Below are 18,489 nucleotides of genomic sequence, written 5' to 3' on the forward strand. Positions count from 1 at the left end.
AATCGGCCTCAGGTCCCGCGCACCGCCGACCACACCAGCCGCAGCCCCAGCAGCCCCATCACGCCGCCGGCCGCGCGGTCGATCCAGGTCTTGTAGCGCAGGTAGGCCGAACGCGGCGCCGCCGACGACAGCGCGAGCGCGACGATGGCGTACCAGCCGGTCTCGATGCAGAAGATCACGGCCGGCACCGCGAGCGCCAGCACCAGCGGCACCTCGCGCGGCAGGAAGGCCGCGAAGATGCTCGCGTAGACCACGGCCGTCTTCGGGTTGCTGACCTGCGTGGCCAGCCCGAGCAGGAAGGTGCGCTTGCCGCGGCCGCCCGATGCGGCGGGCGTGCCCGCCTCCGGCGCCATCGCGAGCGGCTGCCGCGCGCCGCGCCAGATGCGGATGCCCAGGTAGACCAGGTAGGCGCCGCCGAAGCCCTTGATCGCGAGGTAGAGCGCCGGCACCGCGAGGAACGCGGCCTGCAGCCCCGCGAGCGCCGCGATCGCGAACACCAGCCCGCCCGCGCCCATGCCGAGCGCGGCCGCGAGGCCGTCGGCGCGCGAGGCCACGGCCGTGCGCGCCACCATCACGAAGCTCGGGCCCGGGCTCATCGCGCCCACGGCCATGGCGCCGGCGATGCCGAGCAGGGAAAGGGTGGTGTCGATCATCGGAGGGGCTCTCTTTCGAAATTCATTGCTGCACGTTCACCGCCTCGACCTGCACCAGCAGCTTCACCTTGTTCTCGAAGCCGAAGTTCAGCCCCCAGGTGATGCCCCAGTCGCTGCGCTCGACGGTGGTCTCGAAGTCGCCGCCGCAGACCTGGCGGTTGATCAGCGGGCTCAGGTAGCAGTTGAAGCGCACGGCCTTGAGGGTGACGGGCCTGGTCTGGCCCATCAGCGTGAGCGTGCCGGGCACCTCGGCCACCTTGTCGCCGCTGAAGGCGATGCGCTCGGCGACGAAGCGGCCGGTGGGGAATTCGGCGACGTTGAAGAAGTCCTTGCTCTGCACGTGCCGGTTCAGCAGGTCGACGCCGGTGTTGATCGAGCTGATGTCCATCGTGATGTCGACCTTGCCGCTGGTGCCGGCGGCATCGATCTGCACCGAGCCGTCCTTGGTGCTGAAGCGGCCGCGGTTGGTGGTGGTGCCGTAGTGGCCCATCTCGTACATGACGAAGGTGTGGGTCGGGTCGACCACGTAGCTGGCGCCCTTGACCGGGCCGCCCGCGGGCTTGGCCGCGACGGCCGGGGCGGTGTATTCCTGCGCGGCGACGAGGCCGGACGCGGCGAGCGCGAAGCCCAGCAGGGCGGCGGAAAGCAGTGTCTTGTTCTTCATGGCGGGTGCTGCGTGCGGGGGAGTGTGTGGGGTCAGGGCGCGCCGAGGCCGTCGACGACGAGCTTGAAGCGCACCTGCACGTCGTTGGCGATCACCGAGGTGTCGGTCCATTCGCCGTCGCCGACCTTGTAGTCGATGCGCTGCAGCACGAAGCTGCCGCTGGCCACCGACTGGCCGTTAGCGGCCGGCGCGATCGTCACGGGCACGGTCAGCGGCCTGGCGATGCCCTTGAGCGTGAGCTTGCCGGCCATCTCGAAGCGGCCGTCGCCGAGCGCCTTGATGGACGTGGTCTGGAAGCCGGCCTGCGGGAAATGCGCGGCATCGAACCATGGCGCCTTGGGCAGCTCGGCATCGGTCATCGGGATGCCGAAGGCCGCGCTCGCGGTGTCGATCTGCAGCGCCACGCTGCCGCCCTCGGGCTTCTTCGGGTCGAAGGCGATGCGCGCGTCGAACTTCTTGAACGAACCCTCGACCGGCACGCCCATCTGCTTGCTCACGAACACGATCTGGCTTTTCTCGGGCACCAGCCGCGCGGGCGGTGGCTCGGCATGGGCCGCCGGAAGGAGGAGCGTGGCGAGCGCCAGCGCGCCGTGCCAGCGGTGAAGAAGCGAAGTCATGCGTTGGGTTTCCTGGAAGTCGACGACGGCCCGGGCCACATGCGCCGCAGCAGGCCGTCGCGCGCGATCCACTGGTGCTTGACGACGGCCGCGACATGCAGCACCGAGACGGCGGCCAGCAGGTAGGCGCCGGCCCGGTGCAGCGGCTGCAGCCACTGCTCGGCGAGCGCGCGGTCCACGGGCACGAAATCGGGCAGCGGCAGCACGCCGAACCACACCACCGGCACGCCGAGCGCCGAACTCTGGGCCCAGCCCAGCAGCGGCACGGCGAAGAACAGCAGGTACATCAGGCGATGGCTGATCGTGCGGCCCGTGCGCTGCCAGCGCGGCATGGCGGCCAGCACGAAGTCGGGCACGCCGGGCGGCGGATGGCCGAGCCGCCACAGCAGGCGCACGGCGGACAGCAGCAGGATCGCGATGCCGGTCCACTTGTGCCAGCTGTAGAAGCGCACGCGCTGCGGCGAGAACGGCAGCCCGGTCATGTACAGGCCCAGCCCGAGCGCGCCGAGGATCAGCAGCGCCAGCAGCCAGTGCAGCCCGATCGCGACCGGCGTGTAGCGGGCCGCCTTCAGTTCGGCGAGGGTCGGGGCGGAGGGGGCGCTGGGCATCGGCGGGCGGGCCGGCATCGGGGATGGCGCGCAGCATAGCTCGGAACGCCGCGCCCGGTGGCGCCGCGCCTATCGCGGCGGCGCCTGCTGCGCGCGCCGCAGCAGCGCATGCAGCTCGGCCGGCTGCACCGGCTTGCGCAGCGCATGCCAGCCGCGCTCGTTGGCCAGCCGCTGCGTGGCCTCGTCGATGTCGGCCGACACCAGCGAGATGGCCAGCGCGGGCTTGAGCTGCTGCAGCCGGGTGGCCAGCGCGATGCCGTCGAGCGCGCCCGGCAGCCGGATGTCGCACAGCGCGAGGTCGAGCGCCTGCAGGTCGGCCAGCGCCAGCGCCTCGGCGGCGCTGCCGTAGACGCGCGGCTGCGCGCCCCACTGGCGCAGCAGCGACTGCAGGCTGTCGGCGACCACGGCGTTGTCCTCGACCACCAGCACCGCGAGGCCGGGGCGCAGCGCGGGCGCGGCCTCGGGCGGCGGCTTGAGGGCGGCCGGCGCCAGCGGCGCGGCGTCGGCGGGCGCGGCCGCGAGTTCGAAGGCGAACACCGAGCCGCGGCCGGGCGCCGAGCGCAGCACCACCTCGATGCCGAGCTGGGTCGCGAGCCGCCGCACGATCGCCAGCCCCAGGCCATGGCCGCGCTGCAGGTTGCGCTCGACGTTGCCGATCTGCTCGAAGTCGCCGAACACGCGCTCGTGCGCCTCGGGCGCGATGCCGATGCCGCTGTCGCGCACCTCGACGCGCCAGGCGGCTCCGCCTTCGCCCTCAGCCTCGCGCCGGCGCGCGCGCACCGCCAGCAGCACCCGGCCCGCGGGCGTGAACTTGACGGCGTTGTCGACCAGGTTGGCGAGCACGCGGCGCAGCGAGACCGCGTCGCTCCAGGCCACCGCGTCGCTCGGGCAGCGCACCAGCACGCGGCGCTCGCCGGCCTGGCGCGCCAGTTCGTGCAGCAGCGGCGCCAGCGCGACCGCGGCCGGGCGCAGCGGGTCGGCCGCGGCCTCGATGCGGCCGATCTCCAGCAACTGGTTGGTGAGTCCTTCCAACGCCTGCTGGGCGCGTGCCAGCGAGCCCACCGTGTGCTGCACCGCCATCGTGTCGGCGCCTTCGCGCAGCTGCTGGCGCAGCACCTCGGCCTGCAGGCCGATGGCCATCACGGGCTGGCGCAGGTCGTGATTGGCGGCCGAGAAGAAGCGCAGCCGCTCGGCCTGGGCCTGCTCGGAGGCGCGCAGGCCGGCCAGCGCCTGCTCGCGCAGGGTGCGCTCGTTGAGGCGCAGGCCGATGTTCTCCTCGAGCTGGCGCGAGCGCTCGGCCACCAGCTTCCACATCATGGCGGTGAGGCCGGCGCCGATGACGGCGACCGCGATCATCATCGGCGGCCCGAGCCAGATGCCCATCACGATGATCGGCGCCAGCAGCAGCGTGATCGCGAGCTGCGTGGCCGGCGTGTAGAACGAGACCGAGAAGGCGGCCGACAGCGTCATACCCATCACGATCACGCCGAGCAGCAGCTGCAGCTCGATGCGCGAGGGGTCGAACAGCAGCACGCCGGCCGCGCCGTGCGCCAGCTCCCAGATGCCGGTGCGCAGCACGTGCACGCGCTGGGCCCGGCGCAGGCTGTCGGGCGTGAAGGGCTCGGGCAGGCGCTGCGGCACGAAGGCGCGCATCACCGTCACCAGCGTGATCAGGCCCAGCCAGGCCAGCGACAGCGGCAGCGAGAACTGCCAGGCGAACAGCGCCGCGATGCCGCAGTTCAGCAGGTACTGCACCGCCAGGATCGGGCCGATCGGCTGCACCGAGATGCGCAGCACCTCGCACTGGATGGCGAAGCCGTCGTCCCGCGCGGCCCCTGGCGCTTCGGGGTTTCCGCCGGCGCTGGCGGGGCGGGCGGCGGGCGCCGCGGAGTCGTGCAGGGGCTTCATGGACCGGACCACTATAGGCAAGCAGGGCGACACAGCGACAATGGCAATCCCGTAGCCGGCCGTCGACCAAGCGAACTTCCGTGAATGATCTCTCCCTTTTCCTGCCTTGCGCCGCCGGCGTCGAGGAGTTTCTCGCGCAGGAGGTGCATGCGCTCACCGGCCGTGCCGGCGACGACCTGCTGATGCTGCGCGGCGGCGTGCGGGTGCGCGCCGACTGGCGCGAGGTGCTGCAGCTCAACCTGCACTGCCGCCTCGCGCAGCGCGTGCTGGTCGAGCTGGCCCAGGGCCTGTACCGCAACGAGAACGACCTCTACGGGCTGGCCAGCGGCGTGGCCTGGGAGATCTGGTTCACGCCCAAGCAGACCTTCAAGATCGAGACCACGGCCCAGCACAGCCCGCTGCAGAGCCTGAACTTCGCCACCCTGCGCATCAAGGACGCGATCGCCGACCGCTTCCGCGCCCGCGCCGGCGGCGTGCGCCCGAGCATCGAGACCCAGTGGCCCGACTGCCGCGTGTTCGCGCACCTGACCACCGACACCTGCACTCTCTACATCGACACCTCGGGCGAGCCGCTGTTCAAGCGCGGCTGGCGCCAGGACAAGGGCGACGCGCCGCTGAAGGAAACCCTGGCCGCCGCCATGCTGGCCGCCAGCGGCTGGTGGAACCCCGAGACCGGCGAGGTCGCCGACAAGCCGCTGTACGACCCCTGCTGCGGCAGCGGCACCATCGCCATCGAGGCGGCCCAGATCGCGCTCGGCATCCCGGCCGGCTGGTTGCGCCGCTTCGGCTTCGAGAAGCTGCTGCCGTTCCAGCCCCACGTGTGGGCCGCGGTGCGCGCCGCCTCCGAGCCGCCGGCGGCCGAAGCGGGCGCCGCGCCGCGCATCTTCGGTTCCGACGTCTCGCACCGCATGGTCGATTTCGCGCAGCGCAACGCCGAGCGCGCGGGCGTGGACCAGGCGGTCGAGTTCCGCGGCGGCGACGCGCTGCAGCGCATGCCGCCCGCCGAGGCCGGCCTGATCGTGCTGAACCCGCCCTACGGCGAGCGCATCGGCATCGGCGGCGTGGCGCGCAGCGGCGCGCGCGAGACCGCGCAGGTGGCGGCACCCGCCGAGGGCGAGGCGGAGGGCGACGGCGGCGAGTTCTTCCCGCAGCTCGCGAGCCACTGGAAGAAGAACTACCCGGGCTGGACCGCCTGGGTGCTCACGCCCGACCTCAAGCTGCCCAAGCGCATGCGGCTGAAGGAATCGCGCCGCGTGCCGATGTGGAACGGCCCGATCGAGTGCCGGCTGTTCCGCTTCGACATGGTCGCGGGTTCGGCGCGGGGCTAGCGGCTTCATGCGCGTGTCCGCAGACAGCCCGGCGCTGCCCGCGCCGCCGTCGATCGTCATCGACACCAACATCGCGCTCGACCTGCTGGTGTTCGAGGACCCGGCCTGGGCCCCGCTGGCCGCCGTGCTCGCGGCCGGCGAACTGCGCTGGGTCGCCACCGAGCCCATGCGCGGCGAGCTCGCGCGCGTGTTGCGCTATCCGCTGATCGCGCGCCGCATGGCGCAGCGCGCGCTCGAGCTGCCGGCCGTGCTGGCCGATTTCGATGCGCGCGCGCGGCTGGTGGAGGGCGTGCCGAAGCGCGCGCCCTACGTCTGCAGCGACCCCGACGACCAGATGTTCGTCGACCTCGCGGTGGCGCACCGCGCGCGGCTGCTCAGCAAGGACAAGGCGGTGCTCTCGATGCGCAAGCGGCTGGGCACGCTCGGGGTGGCGGTGCAGGCCGCCTTCGAGCCGCTGCCGTAGCCGGCTGGCGCTCAGGCGCCGTGCCAGCGCCCGAGCAGCCGTGCCACGGCGCGCACGCGCTGCGTGTCGCGGCCCCAGCGCCGGCTCGCGGGCAGCTTCTGCGCCCACTTCATGCGCCGCGCCGCGTTCGCGATGCGCTCGCGCACGTCGGCGTTCACGTCGGCCAGCGCCGCATGCCAGTGCTGGCCGGCGGCGTCGGGCGCGGCGGCCTCGAGCATCATGGCCGTGGAATGCAGGTAGCTGAGCCAGTCGCGCGCCTGGCATTCGGCCAGCGTCATCACCTCCGAGGGGTCGTCCTCGAAATCGATGTAGCCGATCACGCCGTCGGGGCACTGCACCAGGTTGCGGTCGAAGGCCTGGCTCAGGTGCTGGCCGTGCGCATGCACGGTGGCGATCGCCGCCAGCCCTTCGCGCCAGACCGCGAGCAGCGCGGCCGGGCCGGCGGTGGCGGCCTGGTCGAGCCGTTCCTGCAGCACCACGGTGCCGCGGCCGCTGGCGCCCAGGTCGGAGATCAGCAGGCCGTCGGCCTGCTCGGCCAGCACCCGGGGCACGCGCAGGCCGGCCGCGGCCAGCTGGCGCAGCCGGCGCGCCTCGGTCGCGATGGCGGCCTCGCCGCCGGGGTTGGGCACCGGCTTGATGATGTCCAGCCGCGCCATGCGCGCCACCGCGGCCATCACCCGGTAGCCCCACTTGCCGTGGCGCGGGCCGGCCTTCTTGAGCCACACGCGCTCGTCGCCGAAGCGGTGGCTGGCCACGTTCTTGGCCTGGCGCGGCAGGGTGGTGCGCAGGAAGGCCGCGTAGTCGCCCGGCGCGGGCGGGGAGGGGATCGCATCCAGCGGGGCCGGGCCCGAGGCCACGCCCTTGCGCATCGAAAGGCGCGCGCCGGCGCCGCCACGTCGCAGCGGATTCATGCGGCCAGCGCGAGCCCCTGGGATGCGGCGGGAGCGCTCTGCATGCCCTGCATTCCCTGTGTCAGGGGTTGGAAACTGTCGGCACTGGCCAGCGGCCAGTAGGTGCGGAACACGTTGTGCTGCTCGTCGAGCGGGCCCAGCAGCGCGCCCGGCTGCACCTGCATCACCAGGTTGCTCAGCAGGCGCACCTCGGTGTCGGAGATGCGGCGCACGATGTGGTGGGCGGTGATCTGCTGCGGATGGTCGAGGCCGGCGGCCTGCACCAGCTCCTGCAGCGCATGCAGCGTGCTGCGGTGGAAGTTGCGCACGCGCTCGGCCTTGGTCGGCACCACCAGCGCCTGCTGGCGCACCGGGTCCTGCGTGGTCACGCCGGTCGGGCAGTGGCCGGTGTGGCAGCTCTGCGCCTGGATGCAGCCCAGCGCCATCATGAAGCCGCGCCCCGCGTTGCACCAGTCGGCGCCCAGCGCCATCATGCGCGCCAGGTCGAAGGCGGTGATGACCTTGCCGGCGCAGCCCAGCTTGATGCGGTGGCGCAGGTTCACGCCCAGCAGCGTGTTGTGCACCAGCAGCAGGCCTTCCTGCAGCGGCGCGCCCACGTGGTCGCTGAACTCGACCGGCGCCGCGCCGGTGCCGCCCTCGGCGCCGTCGACCACGATGAAGTCGGGCGTGATGCCGGTGGCCTGCATCGCCTTGACGATGCCGAACCATTCCCAGGGATGGCCGAGGCAGAACTTGAAGCCGGTGGGCTTGCCGCCCGAGAGCTCGCGCAGCCGGGCCACGAAATGCATCATCTCGGTCGGCGTGGAGAAGGCGCTGTGCGAGGAGGGCGAGATGCAGTCCACGCCGATCGGCACGCCGCGCGCGGCCGCGATCTCGGGCGTGACCTTGGGCGCCGGCAGCACGCCGCCGTGGCCGGGCTTGGCGCCCTGGCTCAGCTTGATCTCGATCATCTTCACCTGCGGGTCGCGCGCGTTGGCGATGAAGCGTTCCTCGCTGAAGGTGCCGTCCTCGTTGCGGCAGCCGAAGTAGCCCGAGCCGATCTCCCAGATCAGGTCGCCGCCATGCACCCGGTGGTGCTGCGAGATCGAGCCCTCGCCGGTGTCGTGCGCGAAGCCGCCGCTCTTGGCGCCCTGGTTGAGCGCGAGGATGGCGTTGGCCGAGAGCGCGCCGAAGCTCATGGCGGAAATGTTGAACACGCTGGCGCTGTACGGCTGGGTGCAGACCTGGGCCGGATTGGCATCGGCTGGCTGCGGCGTGCCGCCGATCACGATGCGGAAGTCGTGGTTGGCGAGTTTCGTCGGCTGCATCGAGTGGTTGATCCACTCGTAGCCCGCGATGGTCACGTTGAGCTGGGTGCCGAAGGGCCGGTTGTCGGGCTCGCCCTTGGCGCGCTGGTAGACCAGCGAGCGCTGGGCGCGCGAGAAGGGCGCGGCCTCGGCGTCGCTCTCGATGAAGTATTGGCGGATCTCGGGCCGGATGAATTCCAGCAGGAAACGCAGGTGCCCGATCACCGGGTAGTTGCGCAGGATCGCGTGCCGGGTCTGCCGCAGGTCGTGCACGCCGGTGCCCGCGAGCACCGCGAACACCACCAGCGCGAGCCAGGCGAACCAGAGATGGGGGGAGGCCAGGACGAAGGCCAGGCTGGCCGCGAAACCGGCCACGCACAGGGCGAAGGCGGTGTAGCGGACCGGAAACGGAGTGATCGTGGGCATGGTTGTGAGGGGCTGCCGGAGCCTGCTGCATCATAGAGGGCTGCTTCGAACTTGCCATGACGACCACCCCACCCGACTCCGCCGGCACCAATCCGGCCCCCACCCCCGACCTGCAACCCCTCGGTCCCGACGACTTCGACGCCCTCGACCGGGCGCTCGACGCGATGCGCGAGCACGACGAGGAAATTCCCCAATGGGAGTTCTGCGAGGGCTTCCTGGCAGCGCTGGTTTGTACCCGCCGCGTCATCGAGCCCGCGGAGTATTGGCCTGTGCTACTGGGTGACGGCTTCGTGCCGGCCCAGCAGATGGAATTCGTCTTGCACTGGAAGCGCCGCTGGCGCGAGATCGAGGTCGGCCTCGATGCCGACGTCGAGACGCTCGAGGACGAGCGCAGCTGGCAGCCCGAGGTGCTCGACACCCGCGGCGCCGTCGCCGCGCTGCCGCCCGAGGAGCGCGCCGAGATGGAGGGCGAGGCGCTGCCCTCGTTCGCCCAGGTCTGGGCGCTGGGCTTCATGTACGCGGTCGAGAACTGGCCCGAGGACTGGACCCCGCCGCGCGACAAGGAGGCGGCCCAGATGCTCGACGACGCGCTCGAGAACATCGTCGTGCTGACCGAGGACGACAAGGCCAAGCCGGTGCTCTCGATGTACGACGAGAACGGCCCGCCCAGCGTGAGCCAGCAGCGGCTGGACGACTTCGGCGCCGCCATCTGGGCCGTGTACGACCTGCGCCAGCTCTGGAAGAGCCTGGGCCCCAAGGTCGAGACCCTCCGCAAGGAGGCCACGCCGGGCCGCAACGACCCCTGCCCCTGCGGCAGCGGCAAGAAGTACAAGAAGTGCCACGGTGCCGGCTGAGGGCGCCAGTACCGCTTCACCACCGGCCGCGGCGCTGAGCGCGCGCGCGGCCTGGGCCATGGTGCTCGCGCTGTGCGCGGGCGTGGCGCTGAGCCAGGCCTTCCGCACCGTCGGCGCCATCATGGCCAGCCCGCTGCAGGCCGAGTTCGGCCTGTCGCCGCAGGCGCTGGGCATCTTCTCGGGCGCCTTCCATTTCGCCTTCGGCGCGATGCAGCTGTTCATGGGCATCGGCATCGACCTGCACGGCGTGCGGCGCACCGTGCTGGTGGCCTTCCCGGTCGCGATCGCGGGCGCGCTGCTGTCGGCCCTGTCCTCGAACTACCTGGTGCTGGTGCTGGCCCAGGCGCTGATCGGCGTGGGCTGCGCGCCGGCCTTCCTGGTCTGCACCGTCTTCATCGCGCGCCACTTCCCGGCCGAGCGCTTCGCCACCGTCTCGGGCCTGGTGCTGGCGATCGGCGGCCTGGGCATGCTGGTCACGGGCACGCCGCTGGCCTGGCTGGTGCAGGCGCATTCCTGGCGCGCCGGCTTCGTGCTGCTGGCGCTGGCGGCCGCGCTGGCCTGGCTCGCGATCTGGCACTGGGTGCGCGAGCCCGCCGCGGCCGTGCCGGCGCGGCGCGAGTCGGTGCCCGAGGCGATCCGCCAGTTCGGCGCGCTGCTGATGCTGCGCCACACGCTGGGCATCGTGGTGCTGGGCGGCGTGACCTACGCCGCCTTCATCTCGCTGCGCGGGCTCTGGCTCGGGCCGCTGATGATCGAGCGGCACGGCTTCTCGCTGGTGCAGAGCGGCAACGTCGCGCTCGCGGTGTCGGTGATCTCGCTGGTCGGCGCGCCGCTGTTCGGCCGGCTCGACAGCACCGATCCCGCCGCACGGCGCCGCCGCATCGTGCTCTGGGCGCTGGCCTACACGGGCCTGTTCGCGCTGATCGCCTTCGTGCACTCGGCCTGGCTCGACATCGCGGGCATGCTGCTGATCGGCGTGCTCTCGGGCTTCATCGTCTGGCAGTACGCCGACGTGCGCGGCGCCTACCCGGCGGCGCTCACGGGCCGCGCGATGGCGGTCTTCACCATGGCGATGTTCATGGGCGTGGCGCTGATGCAGTGGGGCACGGGCGTCGCCGCCTCGGTGGCGGCGGCGCACGGCGGCGATCCGCTCACGGCCGTGCTGGCGACCATTGCCGTGCTGCTGCTGGCGGGCATCGCGGCCTTCGCCTGGCTGCCGGCGCCGATCGCGAAGCCGCGTTCCTAGATCTTGAACGCGCGCTGGATGTCCGGCCGCACCAGGTCGGCGTACTCGCGGTGCTTGCGGATGTAGCCCGCGATGAACTGGCACACCGGGATCACGTGCAGGCCGCGCGCGCGGGCTTCGTCGAGCACGTGCTTCGCGATCTTCGAGCCCAGGCCCTTGCCCTCGTGCGCGGGCATCACCTCGGTGTGGGTGAACATGATCGCGTCGGTCAGCAGGTTGTATTCGGCCAGCGCGGCGAGTTCGCCGCCGATGCGGGCCTCGTAGCGGTGCTCGGCCTCGTTGTTCGAGAGGATCGGGGCGTTGTCGTCGGTGCTCATGGGGTTCCTTGCAAGGGTGGTGTTCAGGCGGGCCGGCTCGCGAGGTACCTGGCGAGATTGGCGGCGGCGGTGGCGCGCACCTTGTTGCGCAGCATCGGCGACCAGCCCAGCAGCAGCCCCGGCGTGCCCAGCGCCTGGCGCGACCAGGTCCAGAACGGGAAGCTGTCGCGGTGGGTGGCGATCAGGCCCTCGGGCGTGAAGCCGAAGCGCGCGTCGATGCTGTTGTCGACCAGGCGGCCGGTGGCGCTGAAGCGATAGTGGGCGTCCCAGTGGGCGCTGCCGCCGCGCTCGTCGGCGCGCACGTCGCGATGGCTCAGGCGCCAGACGTCGGCGCCCTTGGCCTTCGTGGCCTCGCACAGCATGCGCCACATGCCGCCGACCTCGCGCCGCCCGCGCAGCGAGAAGGCCTCGTCGTCGAACACCGCGTCGGGTGCGTAGCAGGCTTCCATGGTGGCGGCGTCGAGCTGGGCGAACGCGCCGTAGAAGCGCTCGATGGTCTGCGCGTTGGTGGTGGCTGTCATGGGGCCTCGGGCGCCGGGAGCGCGGTGGTTGTGGAGCGGGTCAGAGCGCGGCCGGAAGGGTGCGCACCAGGAAATCATAGACCGCGCGGATGCGCCGGTCGGTGCGGACCTCGCGGTGCACTGCCAGCCACACCGGCAGCGCGGGCAGCTTGAGCGCGGGCAGCACGCGCACCACCTCGGGGTCGCTGCGCGCCAGCGATTCGGCCACGAAGCCGATGCCCATGCCGTGGCGCAGCGCCTCCCAGTAGACGCTGACGTCGTCGGTGCGGAAGCAGAAGTCCTCGCGCTGCAGCGGCGCCCCGAGCTCGGCCGAGCTGCGCAGGATGCTCTCGTCGCGGTCGTAGCCCAGCAGGTCGTGCCGCAGCAGGTCGGTCCAGTGGCGCGGCGTGCCGCGCCGGCGCAGGTAGTCGCGCTGCGCGAAGGCGCCGAGCGCGAAGCGGCCCACGCGCCGCGCCACCAGGCTCGCCGTTTCGGGCCGGGTCATGCGCAGCGCGATGTCGGCCTCGCGCCGCAGCAGGTTGCTGACCTCGTTGCTGGCCACCAGCTCGATCTGGATCTCGGGCAGCTCCAGCCGCATGCGCGCCAGGATCGCCGGCAGCAGGTGGCGCGCCGTCGCCTGGCTGGCCGACAGCCGCACCGTGCCCGAGGTGGCGGCATTGGCGCCGGCCACGCCGCGCGACAGCGCCAGCGCGCCGTTCTCCATGACGCGTGCCGATTCGGCCAGCTGCGTGGCCATGGCGGTGGGAAGCAGGCCCTGGCCGGTGCGCTCGAACAGCACCACGCCGAGCTGCGACTCGAGCTCGGCGATGTGCCGCCCCAGCGTCGGCTGGCTCGCGTTGAGCAGGCGCGAAGCGGCCAGCAGGCTGCCGCTGTCGAGCGCCGCGAGGAAGGAGCGGATCAGTCGCCAGTCGAAATCGAGGTCGGTGCCGCGCCGCATGGGGTATTCAGTTTTGAATATCTGTTGTCAATGGTTGTCTAATTGTGAAGTGAATCGGGCCTTCCGATAATCCCCGGCATGGACGAGCGAAGAAACTTTGTCCGGCTGCTGGGAGGCGGTGTGGTGTTGGCCGCGGGCGCCGCGGCACTGGCCACCTGGTGGCTGCACGACGACATGCCGGCCGCGGCCCTCGAGATCTGGAACGGTCCGGGCGACGAGCCCGACGTGCGCCGGCGCGCGATCGCCTATGCGGTGACCGCGCCCTCGGCCTACAACCACCAGCCCTGGCGCGTCGACCTGCGCGAGCCCGATGCGATCGTCCTGTACTGCGACCGCGAGCGCCTGCTGCCCGAGACCGACCCCTTCGGCCGCCAGGTGGTGATCGGCCAGGGCGCCTTCCTCGAGCTGCTGGTGATGGCGCTGGCCCAGCAGGGCGTGGCGGCCAGCGTGCAGCTGTGGCCGCAGGGCGAACTGCCGGCCGACCCGCGGCAGTGGGGCCATCTGCCGGTGGCGCGGCTTCGGCTCGCGGGCGGCGGCACGCCCGATCCGCTGTTCTCCCAGGTGCTGCGCCGGCGCACGCCCAAGCAGCGCTTCGACACCGCGCGCCCGGTCTCGGCCGAGCTGCTGCAGGGCGTGACCGCGGCGGTGCCCAACGGCGGCTCGCTGCGCGCCGACGGCACGGTCGAGATGGCGCGCGTGCTGCCGCTGCGCCGGCTCTGCCTGGCCGCGGCGCGGGTGGAGATCACCACGCCCAGCACCGCGCGCGAGAACCTGCGGCTGCTGCGCGTGGGGCCCGAGGAGATCCTCGCGCACCGCGACGGCTTCTCGCTCAACGATCCGGCGCTGCGCGTGGCCGTGGCGCTGGGCCGCTTCGACCGCGAGGTGCCGGCGCGCGAGGGCAGCCGGGCCTTCGAGCGCACGCTGGCGCTGTATGCCGACCAGGCCAGCACGGCCATGGGCTTCACCTGGATCAGCACCGCGGGCAACAGCCGCACCGACCAGCTCAACGCCGGCCGCGCCTACCTGCGCCAGCAGCTGCGCGCCACCGACCTCGGGCTGGGCATGCACCCGATGAGCCAGCCGCTCGAGGAGTTCGCGGAAATGGCTGCGCACCACGCGGCGGCGCACGAGATGCTGCTGGGCCTGCCGCCGCCGCGCGACGCGCGCAGCCGCACGCTGCAGCTGCTGTGCCGGATCGGCTATCCGATGGCGCTGGTGCCGCCCGCGCCGCGCCGGCCGCTGGGCGAGTTCGCGCTGGCCTGATCAGGCCGCGCTCGGGGCTTCGAGCAGCTGCACCAGCGTGTGCAGCGCATGCCGCACCGTGGCCGCGCGCACCGTGGCGCGGTCGCCGTCGAAGCGGCGCCGCTCGGTGCGCACCTGGCCGTCGACCGACCAGCCGAACCACACGGTGCCGACCGGCTTGTCGGGCGTGCCGCCGGTGGGGCCGGCGATGCCGGTGACCGCCACCGCGACGCGCGCCGGCGCCGAATGCGCGATCGCGCCCTGCGCCATCGCGCGCGCCACCGGCTCGCTGACCGCACCGTGCGCCTCGACCAGCGCGGCGTCCACGCCCAGCAGCTCGGTCTTGGCCGCGTTGGAGTAGGTCACGAAGCCGCGCTCGAACCAGGCGCTGGAGCCCGCGAGCTCGGTGCAGGCGGCGCCGATCAGGCCGCCGGTGCAGCTCTCGGCGGTGGCCAGCAGCCAGCCCTTCTTCAGCAGCAGGCCGGCCAGGGCCTCCACCAGCTCGGGCGTGTCGAGGTCCTGCGATGAAGGGGGCGGGAAAGAGGATTCCATGGGTCGGGGTCTCACCAGGCGCGCCAGAGCGCGATCACCAGCAGCGAGCAGAAGGCCGCCACCAGGTCGTCGAGCATGATGCCGAAGCCGGCGTGCCACCAGCGTACCTGCGCGGCATCGCGCTGCTTGAACAGGCCGTCGGCCCAGGCCACGGGGCCCGGCTTGGCGGCATCGAAGAAGCGGAACAGGGCGAAGGCGACGATCTGCGCCCACAGGCCGGCCGGCGTCACCAGCCACAGCACGATCCAGAACGCGACCACCTCGTCCCACACCACCGCGCCGGGGTCGGCCAGGTTCATGTCGCGCGCCGTCAGCGTGCAGGCCCACCAGCCCAGCGGCAGCGAGACCCCGATGATCCAGCCGATCGCGGCCGGCGACAGCCAGTGCTGCATCACCGAGAACGCGGCCCAGGCCCACAGCGTGCCCACGGTGCCGGGCGCGAAGCGCGACAGGCCGGAACCCAGGCCCAGCCCGACGAAGTGCGCCGGATGCGAGAACAGGAAGCGCGCGCTCGGGCGGCGGATGGAGGGCGGGGGCATGGCGCCGGAAGTGGGCATCGGACGGGCGGGATCGGAGACGGGAACGGCGGCGTGCATCAGCCGGGAGTGTCGCGCATCTTGCCGCAGCGGGTGCCGGCGGGGCGCGCGGCCCGCCGTCTTCGATTTTATTTATCAAAGCAATTGCTTGTTTAATTCGGGGTGGCGGCCTAGTATCCGGGCACCTTCAGATCCGGGCCCGGGCGCTGCGCCGTCGGGCCGACGCTTCCACCATGGCCTCTTCCTCCTCTCCCGTCCTCGACCGCTCCCGCGCCGACCCGCCGGCCACTGCCGGCTGGGGTGAACTCTTCAGCGGCCGCAACGGCTGGCGCGCGCTCGCGCTGACCGGCGGTGTCGCGCTGCATGCGGTCAACGTCCACATCGTCACCACCGTGCTGCCCTCGGTGGTGCGCGAGATCGGCGGGCTCGACTGGTACGCCTGGAGCACCACGCTGTTCGTGCTCGGCTCGATCCTCGGCGCGGCGCTGTCGGTGCGCCTGCTCGCGGTGCTGGGCCCGCGCGGCGCCTGCCTCGCGGCGCTGGCGGTGTTCAGCGCCGGCTCCGTCGGCTGCGCGCTCGCGCCGGCCATGCCGTGGATGCTGGCCGGCCGCACGGTGCAGGGCCTGGGCGGCGGGCTGCTGGCGGCGCTGAGCTACGGCCTGATCCAGCTGGTGTTCGCGCCGCGGCTGTGGCCGCGCGCGGTGGCGCTGGTGTCGGGCATGTGGGGCGTGGCCACGCTGTGCGGGCCGGCGGTGGGCGGGCTGTTCGCGCAGGGCGGCCACTGGCGCTGGGCCTTCTGGACCCTGCTGCCGGTGGCCGCCGCGCAGGCGCTGCTGGTGACGCTGCAGCTGCGCCCCGCGGCCGGCGTGCGCCACGAGCGCCCCGCCACCGCGCCGCGCATCGCGCTGCCGCAGATCGCGCTGCTGCTGGCCTCGGTGCTGGTGATCGCGGCCAGCGAGTTCGGCGCCTCGCTGCCGGTGCAGGCCGCGGGCGTCGCGCTGGGGCTGGCGCTCGGCATCGCCGCCACGCGCGTCGACCGCGCCTCGGCCGTGCGGCTGCTGCCCACGGGCGCCTATTCGATCGCCGCGCCGCTGGGCGCGATCTACGCCAGCGTGGCGCTGCTGCTGATCGGCACCACCACCGAGATCTTCGTGCCCTATTTCCTGCAGCTGCTGCACGGCCACACGCCGCTCGCGGCCGGCTACCTCACGGCCGCGATGGCCGGCGGCTGGAGCGTGGGCTCGCTGCTGTCGTCGGGACGCAGCGGCGCGGGTGCCGACCGCATGCTGCGCGCCGGCCCCGTGGTCTGCACGCTGGGCCTGGCGGCGCTGGCCGTGCTGCTGCCCGCGCCGGGGCATCTGCCCGCCGGGCTCGAGACGCTGGCCGTCGCGCTCGCGCTGGCGGCCGTGGGGCTCGGCGTGGGCATCGGCTGGCCGCACCTGCTGACGCGCGTGATGTCGCGCGCGCCGGCCGGCGAGGAAGGCCTGGCCTCGGCCTCGATCACCACGGTGCAGCTCTACGGCATGGCGGTCGGCGCCGCGGTCGCCGGGCTGGTGGCGAACGCGGCCGGGCTCACGCAGCCGGGCGGCGTCGAGGGTGCGCGCTCGGCGGCCGTGTGGCTGTTCGCGAGCTTCGCGATCGCGCCGGCGCTGGTGGTGCTGCTGGCGCGGCGCGTGGTGTCGGCCACGCGCGAGGCCTAGACGCTAGGCCAGCACCCCTTCCCACGGCAGCGCGCGCTTGGTCGCGCGCTCGCGCTGCGGCTCGCCGCGCAGCCGCGCCACCAGTTCGTACACGTCGGCCGGGATGTAGGCGCCGCGCCAGGCCACGTGCAGGTCGGCGCGGCACAGCACCAGCCGGTGCGCGTAGGCCGGCGGCACCACGGCGGCATCGATGTCGAGCACCGTGAGCGGCATGCGGTAGGTGTCGGCCGCGCGTTCCAGCGCGCGCACGTCGGCGCTGCGGTCGAAGCGCAGCAGCGTGTAGCCCGGGCCGAAGGCGTCGTACAGCGAGCGGCCGTCGGCCAGCCAGAAGTGCGGCGCGCGGCAGCCCGGCACGGTCGAGGCCGTGAAGGCGCCCATCGAATAGACCGGCGGCACGTGCTCGCCGTCGGGCACGATGATCGGCGAGCCGGTGTAGAAGTAGCCGAAGTTCAGGCCCGCGCAGCAGAACTGCTGCACGTTGAGCTCGTAGGCCTCCTGCCCGATGTCGGCGCGCAGCGCATCGCCCTCGGGGCCCGGCGCCTCGATGTTCGAAGGCACCGCGCGGCGCGCGCGGATCATCTTCTGTGCATGGTCCATCGCGAACTGCGAGACCTGCTCGGTGATCGGCAGCCGCTCGGCCTCGTAGGCGTCGAGGATGCCCTCGTCGGCCCAGCCCTGCACGCAGGCCGCGAGCAGCCACGAGAGGTTGAGCGCGTCGGCGATGCCGGCGTTCATGCCGTAGCCCGCGTAGGGCACCCACAGGTGGGCGGCGTCGCCCGCGAGGAACACGCGGCCGTTGCGGAAGCGGTCGGCCACCAGGCGGCGGCCCACCCAGTCCTCCTTGCTGAGGATCTCGTACTCGAAATCGGGTCCGACGCCGAGGATCTCGCGCAGCGAGCGGTCGCGGTCCACCGAATCGAACTCGGGCTCCTCGGCGTTGAGGTGGTTGTGCACCAGCCAGGTCTCGTGGCCGTCGATGGCGAACATGGTGCCGCAGCGGCGCGGGTTCATCGCGTAGTACGACCACGCGGGCTTGCCCGGGATCAGCGCGCGCAGGCCGGGCGCGCGGATGCAGGTCGACTGCACGCGCTGGATCACCGCCGTGCCCTCGAGCTTCGCGCCCATCTGCTTGCGCACCGCCGAGCTGCCGCCGTCGCAGCCCACCATGTAGCGCCCGCGCAGGCTGCGCGTCACGCCGCTGTCGAGGTCGGTGGCGATCGCCGTCACGCCCTCGGCGTCCTGCGTGAAGCCGCCGACCTGCGTGCGGTTGAGCAGGGTCACGCCCGGCAGCGCGGCCGTGTGGCGCAGCAGGATCGGCTCGAGGTAGATCTGGTTGATGCGGTGCGGCGGCTCGGGCGTGGGCCACCAGGCATCGGGGCCCTCGGTCTCGGTGTAGCGATCGCGCCGGCAGGGAATCGGGATGCGCGCGAGCTCGATGCCGGTCACGCTGGTGCGGAACACCACGTCGTTCGGATGCTCGGGCGGCAGGCCCGCGTCGCGCAGCTTCTGCGCCACGCCCAGGCGGCGGAACTGCTCCATGGTGCGCGACGCCACGTGGTTGCATTTCACGTTCGGCGGCTCGGCGAAGGCGCGCGTCTCGCAGACGATCGTGCTGACGCCGCGCGAGGCCAGGTCCATCGCGAGCGAGAGGCCCACCGGGCCGGCGCCGACGATCAGCACGTCGGCCTGGAGATCGAGGTCGTTCTTCATGCGCACGGGG

At 72.7% G+C, this 18,489-nt stretch carries 19 protein-coding genes; 6 read left to right on the plus strand and 13 right to left on the minus strand.

Annotation, left to right across the window (positions count from 1 at the left end; genetic code table 11):
* Nucleotides 1–8 precede the first annotated feature (8 nt).
* The 5 genes from R0232_RS03550 to R0232_RS03570 all read right to left on the minus strand — a co-directional run bounded on the left by R0232_RS03550 (nucleotide 9) and on the right by R0232_RS03570 (nucleotide 4,450).
* Nucleotides 9–653, minus strand: a complete 645-nt coding sequence (locus R0232_RS03550) for a LysE family translocator (protein WP_296797602.1) — start codon at nucleotides 651–653, stop codon at nucleotides 9–11.
* A gap of 22 nt (nucleotides 654–675) precedes the next feature.
* Entirely contained in the window at nucleotides 676–1,317 is a 642-nt protein-coding gene (locus R0232_RS03555) for a YceI family protein (protein WP_431511251.1), read from the minus strand.
* A 32-nt stretch (nucleotides 1,318–1,349) separates the two neighbouring features.
* Nucleotides 1,350–1,934 carry a YceI family protein gene (locus R0232_RS03560; protein WP_431511252.1) on the minus strand — a complete coding sequence of 195 codons (585 nt, stop codon included), beginning with the start codon at nucleotides 1,932–1,934 and terminating at the stop codon, nucleotides 1,350–1,352.
* A complete protein-coding gene (locus tag R0232_RS03565) occupies nucleotides 1,931–2,542 on the minus strand; it encodes a cytochrome b (RefSeq protein ID WP_431511253.1) in 612 nt (203 codons plus the stop codon). Before R0232_RS03565 ends, R0232_RS03560 begins: the two co-directional genes overlap by 4 nt.
* Before the next feature lie 69 nt (nucleotides 2,543–2,611).
* Nucleotides 2,612–4,450, minus strand: a complete 1,839-nt coding sequence (locus R0232_RS03570; protein WP_431511254.1) for an ATP-binding response regulator — start codon at nucleotides 4,448–4,450, stop codon at nucleotides 2,612–2,614.
* A gap of 80 nt (nucleotides 4,451–4,530) precedes the next feature.
* Here R0232_RS03570 and R0232_RS03575 point away from each other — a divergent pair, with 80 nt between their 5' ends.
* Together R0232_RS03575 and R0232_RS03580 are read left to right on the plus strand one after the other, a co-directional pair.
* Complete coding sequence (locus tag R0232_RS03575) at nucleotides 4,531–5,778, plus strand: THUMP domain-containing class I SAM-dependent RNA methyltransferase (protein ID WP_431511255.1); 1,248 nt, start codon at nucleotides 4,531–4,533, stop codon at nucleotides 5,776–5,778.
* 7 nt (nucleotides 5,779–5,785) lie between these two features.
* Nucleotides 5,786–6,241 carry a PIN domain-containing protein gene (locus R0232_RS03580; protein WP_093350670.1) on the plus strand — a complete coding sequence of 152 codons (456 nt, stop codon included), beginning with the start codon at nucleotides 5,786–5,788 and terminating at the stop codon, nucleotides 6,239–6,241.
* Between the two features lie 11 nt (nucleotides 6,242–6,252).
* Here the strand turns inward: R0232_RS03580 and R0232_RS03585 are convergent, their stop codons facing one another.
* Both R0232_RS03585 and R0232_RS03590 read right to left on the minus strand, forming a co-directional pair.
* On the minus strand, nucleotides 6,253–7,152 hold the full coding sequence (locus R0232_RS03585) for a hypothetical protein (RefSeq protein WP_093350673.1): 900 nt from the start codon (nucleotides 7,150–7,152) through the stop codon (nucleotides 6,253–6,255).
* A complete protein-coding gene (locus tag R0232_RS03590; RefSeq protein WP_093350675.1) occupies nucleotides 7,149–8,864 on the minus strand; it encodes an FMN-binding glutamate synthase family protein in 1,716 nt (571 codons plus the stop codon). Before R0232_RS03590 ends, R0232_RS03585 begins: the two co-directional genes overlap by 4 nt.
* Before the next feature lie 56 nt (nucleotides 8,865–8,920).
* Here R0232_RS03590 and R0232_RS03595 point away from each other — a divergent pair, with 56 nt between their 5' ends.
* Both R0232_RS03595 and R0232_RS03600 read left to right on the plus strand, forming a co-directional pair.
* A complete protein-coding gene (locus tag R0232_RS03595) occupies nucleotides 8,921–9,718 on the plus strand; it encodes a UPF0149 family protein (protein ID WP_431511256.1) in 798 nt (265 codons plus the stop codon).
* A 58-nt stretch (nucleotides 9,719–9,776) separates the two neighbouring features.
* Nucleotides 9,777–10,964 carry an MFS transporter gene (locus R0232_RS03600; protein WP_431512855.1) on the plus strand — a complete coding sequence of 396 codons (1,188 nt, stop codon included), beginning with the start codon at nucleotides 9,777–9,779 and terminating at the stop codon, nucleotides 10,962–10,964.
* Here the strand turns inward: R0232_RS03600 and R0232_RS03605 are convergent.
* The 3 genes from R0232_RS03605 to R0232_RS03615 are packed head-to-tail and all read right to left on the minus strand — an operon-like array spanning nucleotide 10,961 to nucleotide 12,739.
* Nucleotides 10,961–11,281: a GNAT family N-acetyltransferase gene (locus R0232_RS03605; RefSeq protein WP_057595774.1), complete on the minus strand. Its 321-nt coding sequence runs from the start codon at nucleotides 11,279–11,281 to the stop codon at nucleotides 10,961–10,963. The two genes, R0232_RS03600 and R0232_RS03605, sit on opposite strands and share 4 nt — an antisense overlap.
* Nucleotides 11,282–11,304: 23 nt before the next feature.
* Nucleotides 11,305–11,802, minus strand: coding sequence for a nuclear transport factor 2 family protein (locus R0232_RS03610; RefSeq protein WP_296781707.1), 498 nt, complete (start codon nucleotides 11,800–11,802; stop codon nucleotides 11,305–11,307).
* A 40-nt stretch (nucleotides 11,803–11,842) separates the two neighbouring features.
* Nucleotides 11,843–12,739 carry a LysR family transcriptional regulator gene (locus R0232_RS03615; RefSeq protein WP_431511257.1) on the minus strand — a complete coding sequence of 299 codons (897 nt, stop codon included), beginning with the start codon at nucleotides 12,737–12,739 and terminating at the stop codon, nucleotides 11,843–11,845.
* A 78-nt stretch (nucleotides 12,740–12,817) separates the two neighbouring features.
* Between R0232_RS03615 and R0232_RS03620 the strand changes: the two genes are divergently transcribed.
* On the plus strand, nucleotides 12,818–14,002 hold the full coding sequence (locus tag R0232_RS03620; protein WP_431511258.1) for an Acg family FMN-binding oxidoreductase: 1,185 nt from the start codon (nucleotides 12,818–12,820) through the stop codon (nucleotides 14,000–14,002).
* Here R0232_RS03620 and R0232_RS03625 read toward each other — a convergent pair whose 3' ends face one another.
* Together R0232_RS03625 and R0232_RS03630 are read right to left on the minus strand one after the other, a co-directional pair.
* A complete protein-coding gene (locus R0232_RS03625) occupies nucleotides 14,003–14,533 on the minus strand; it encodes a CinA family protein (protein ID WP_431511259.1) in 531 nt (176 codons plus the stop codon).
* 11 nt (nucleotides 14,534–14,544) lie between these two features.
* Complete coding sequence (locus tag R0232_RS03630) at nucleotides 14,545–15,072, minus strand: phosphatidylglycerophosphatase A family protein (RefSeq protein WP_208511370.1); 528 nt, start codon at nucleotides 15,070–15,072, stop codon at nucleotides 14,545–14,547.
* A 230-nt stretch (nucleotides 15,073–15,302) separates the two neighbouring features.
* On the opposite strand from R0232_RS03630, the gene R0232_RS03635 reads away from it, so the two are divergent.
* Nucleotides 15,303–16,769, plus strand: a complete 1,467-nt coding sequence (locus tag R0232_RS03635) for an MFS transporter (protein WP_431511260.1) — start codon at nucleotides 15,303–15,305, stop codon at nucleotides 16,767–16,769.
* Nucleotides 16,770–16,772: 3 nt separating this feature from the next.
* On the opposite strand, the gene R0232_RS03640 is transcribed toward R0232_RS03635, so the two are convergent.
* Nucleotides 16,773–18,479: an FAD-dependent oxidoreductase gene (locus tag R0232_RS03640; protein ID WP_431512856.1), complete on the minus strand. Its 1,707-nt coding sequence runs from the start codon at nucleotides 18,477–18,479 to the stop codon at nucleotides 16,773–16,775.
* Nucleotides 18,480–18,489: the final 10 nt, after the last annotated feature.

The organism is Variovorax sp. DAIF25 (assembly GCF_050711835.1).
GTDB lineage: Bacteria > Pseudomonadota > Gammaproteobacteria > Burkholderiales > Burkholderiaceae_C > Variovorax.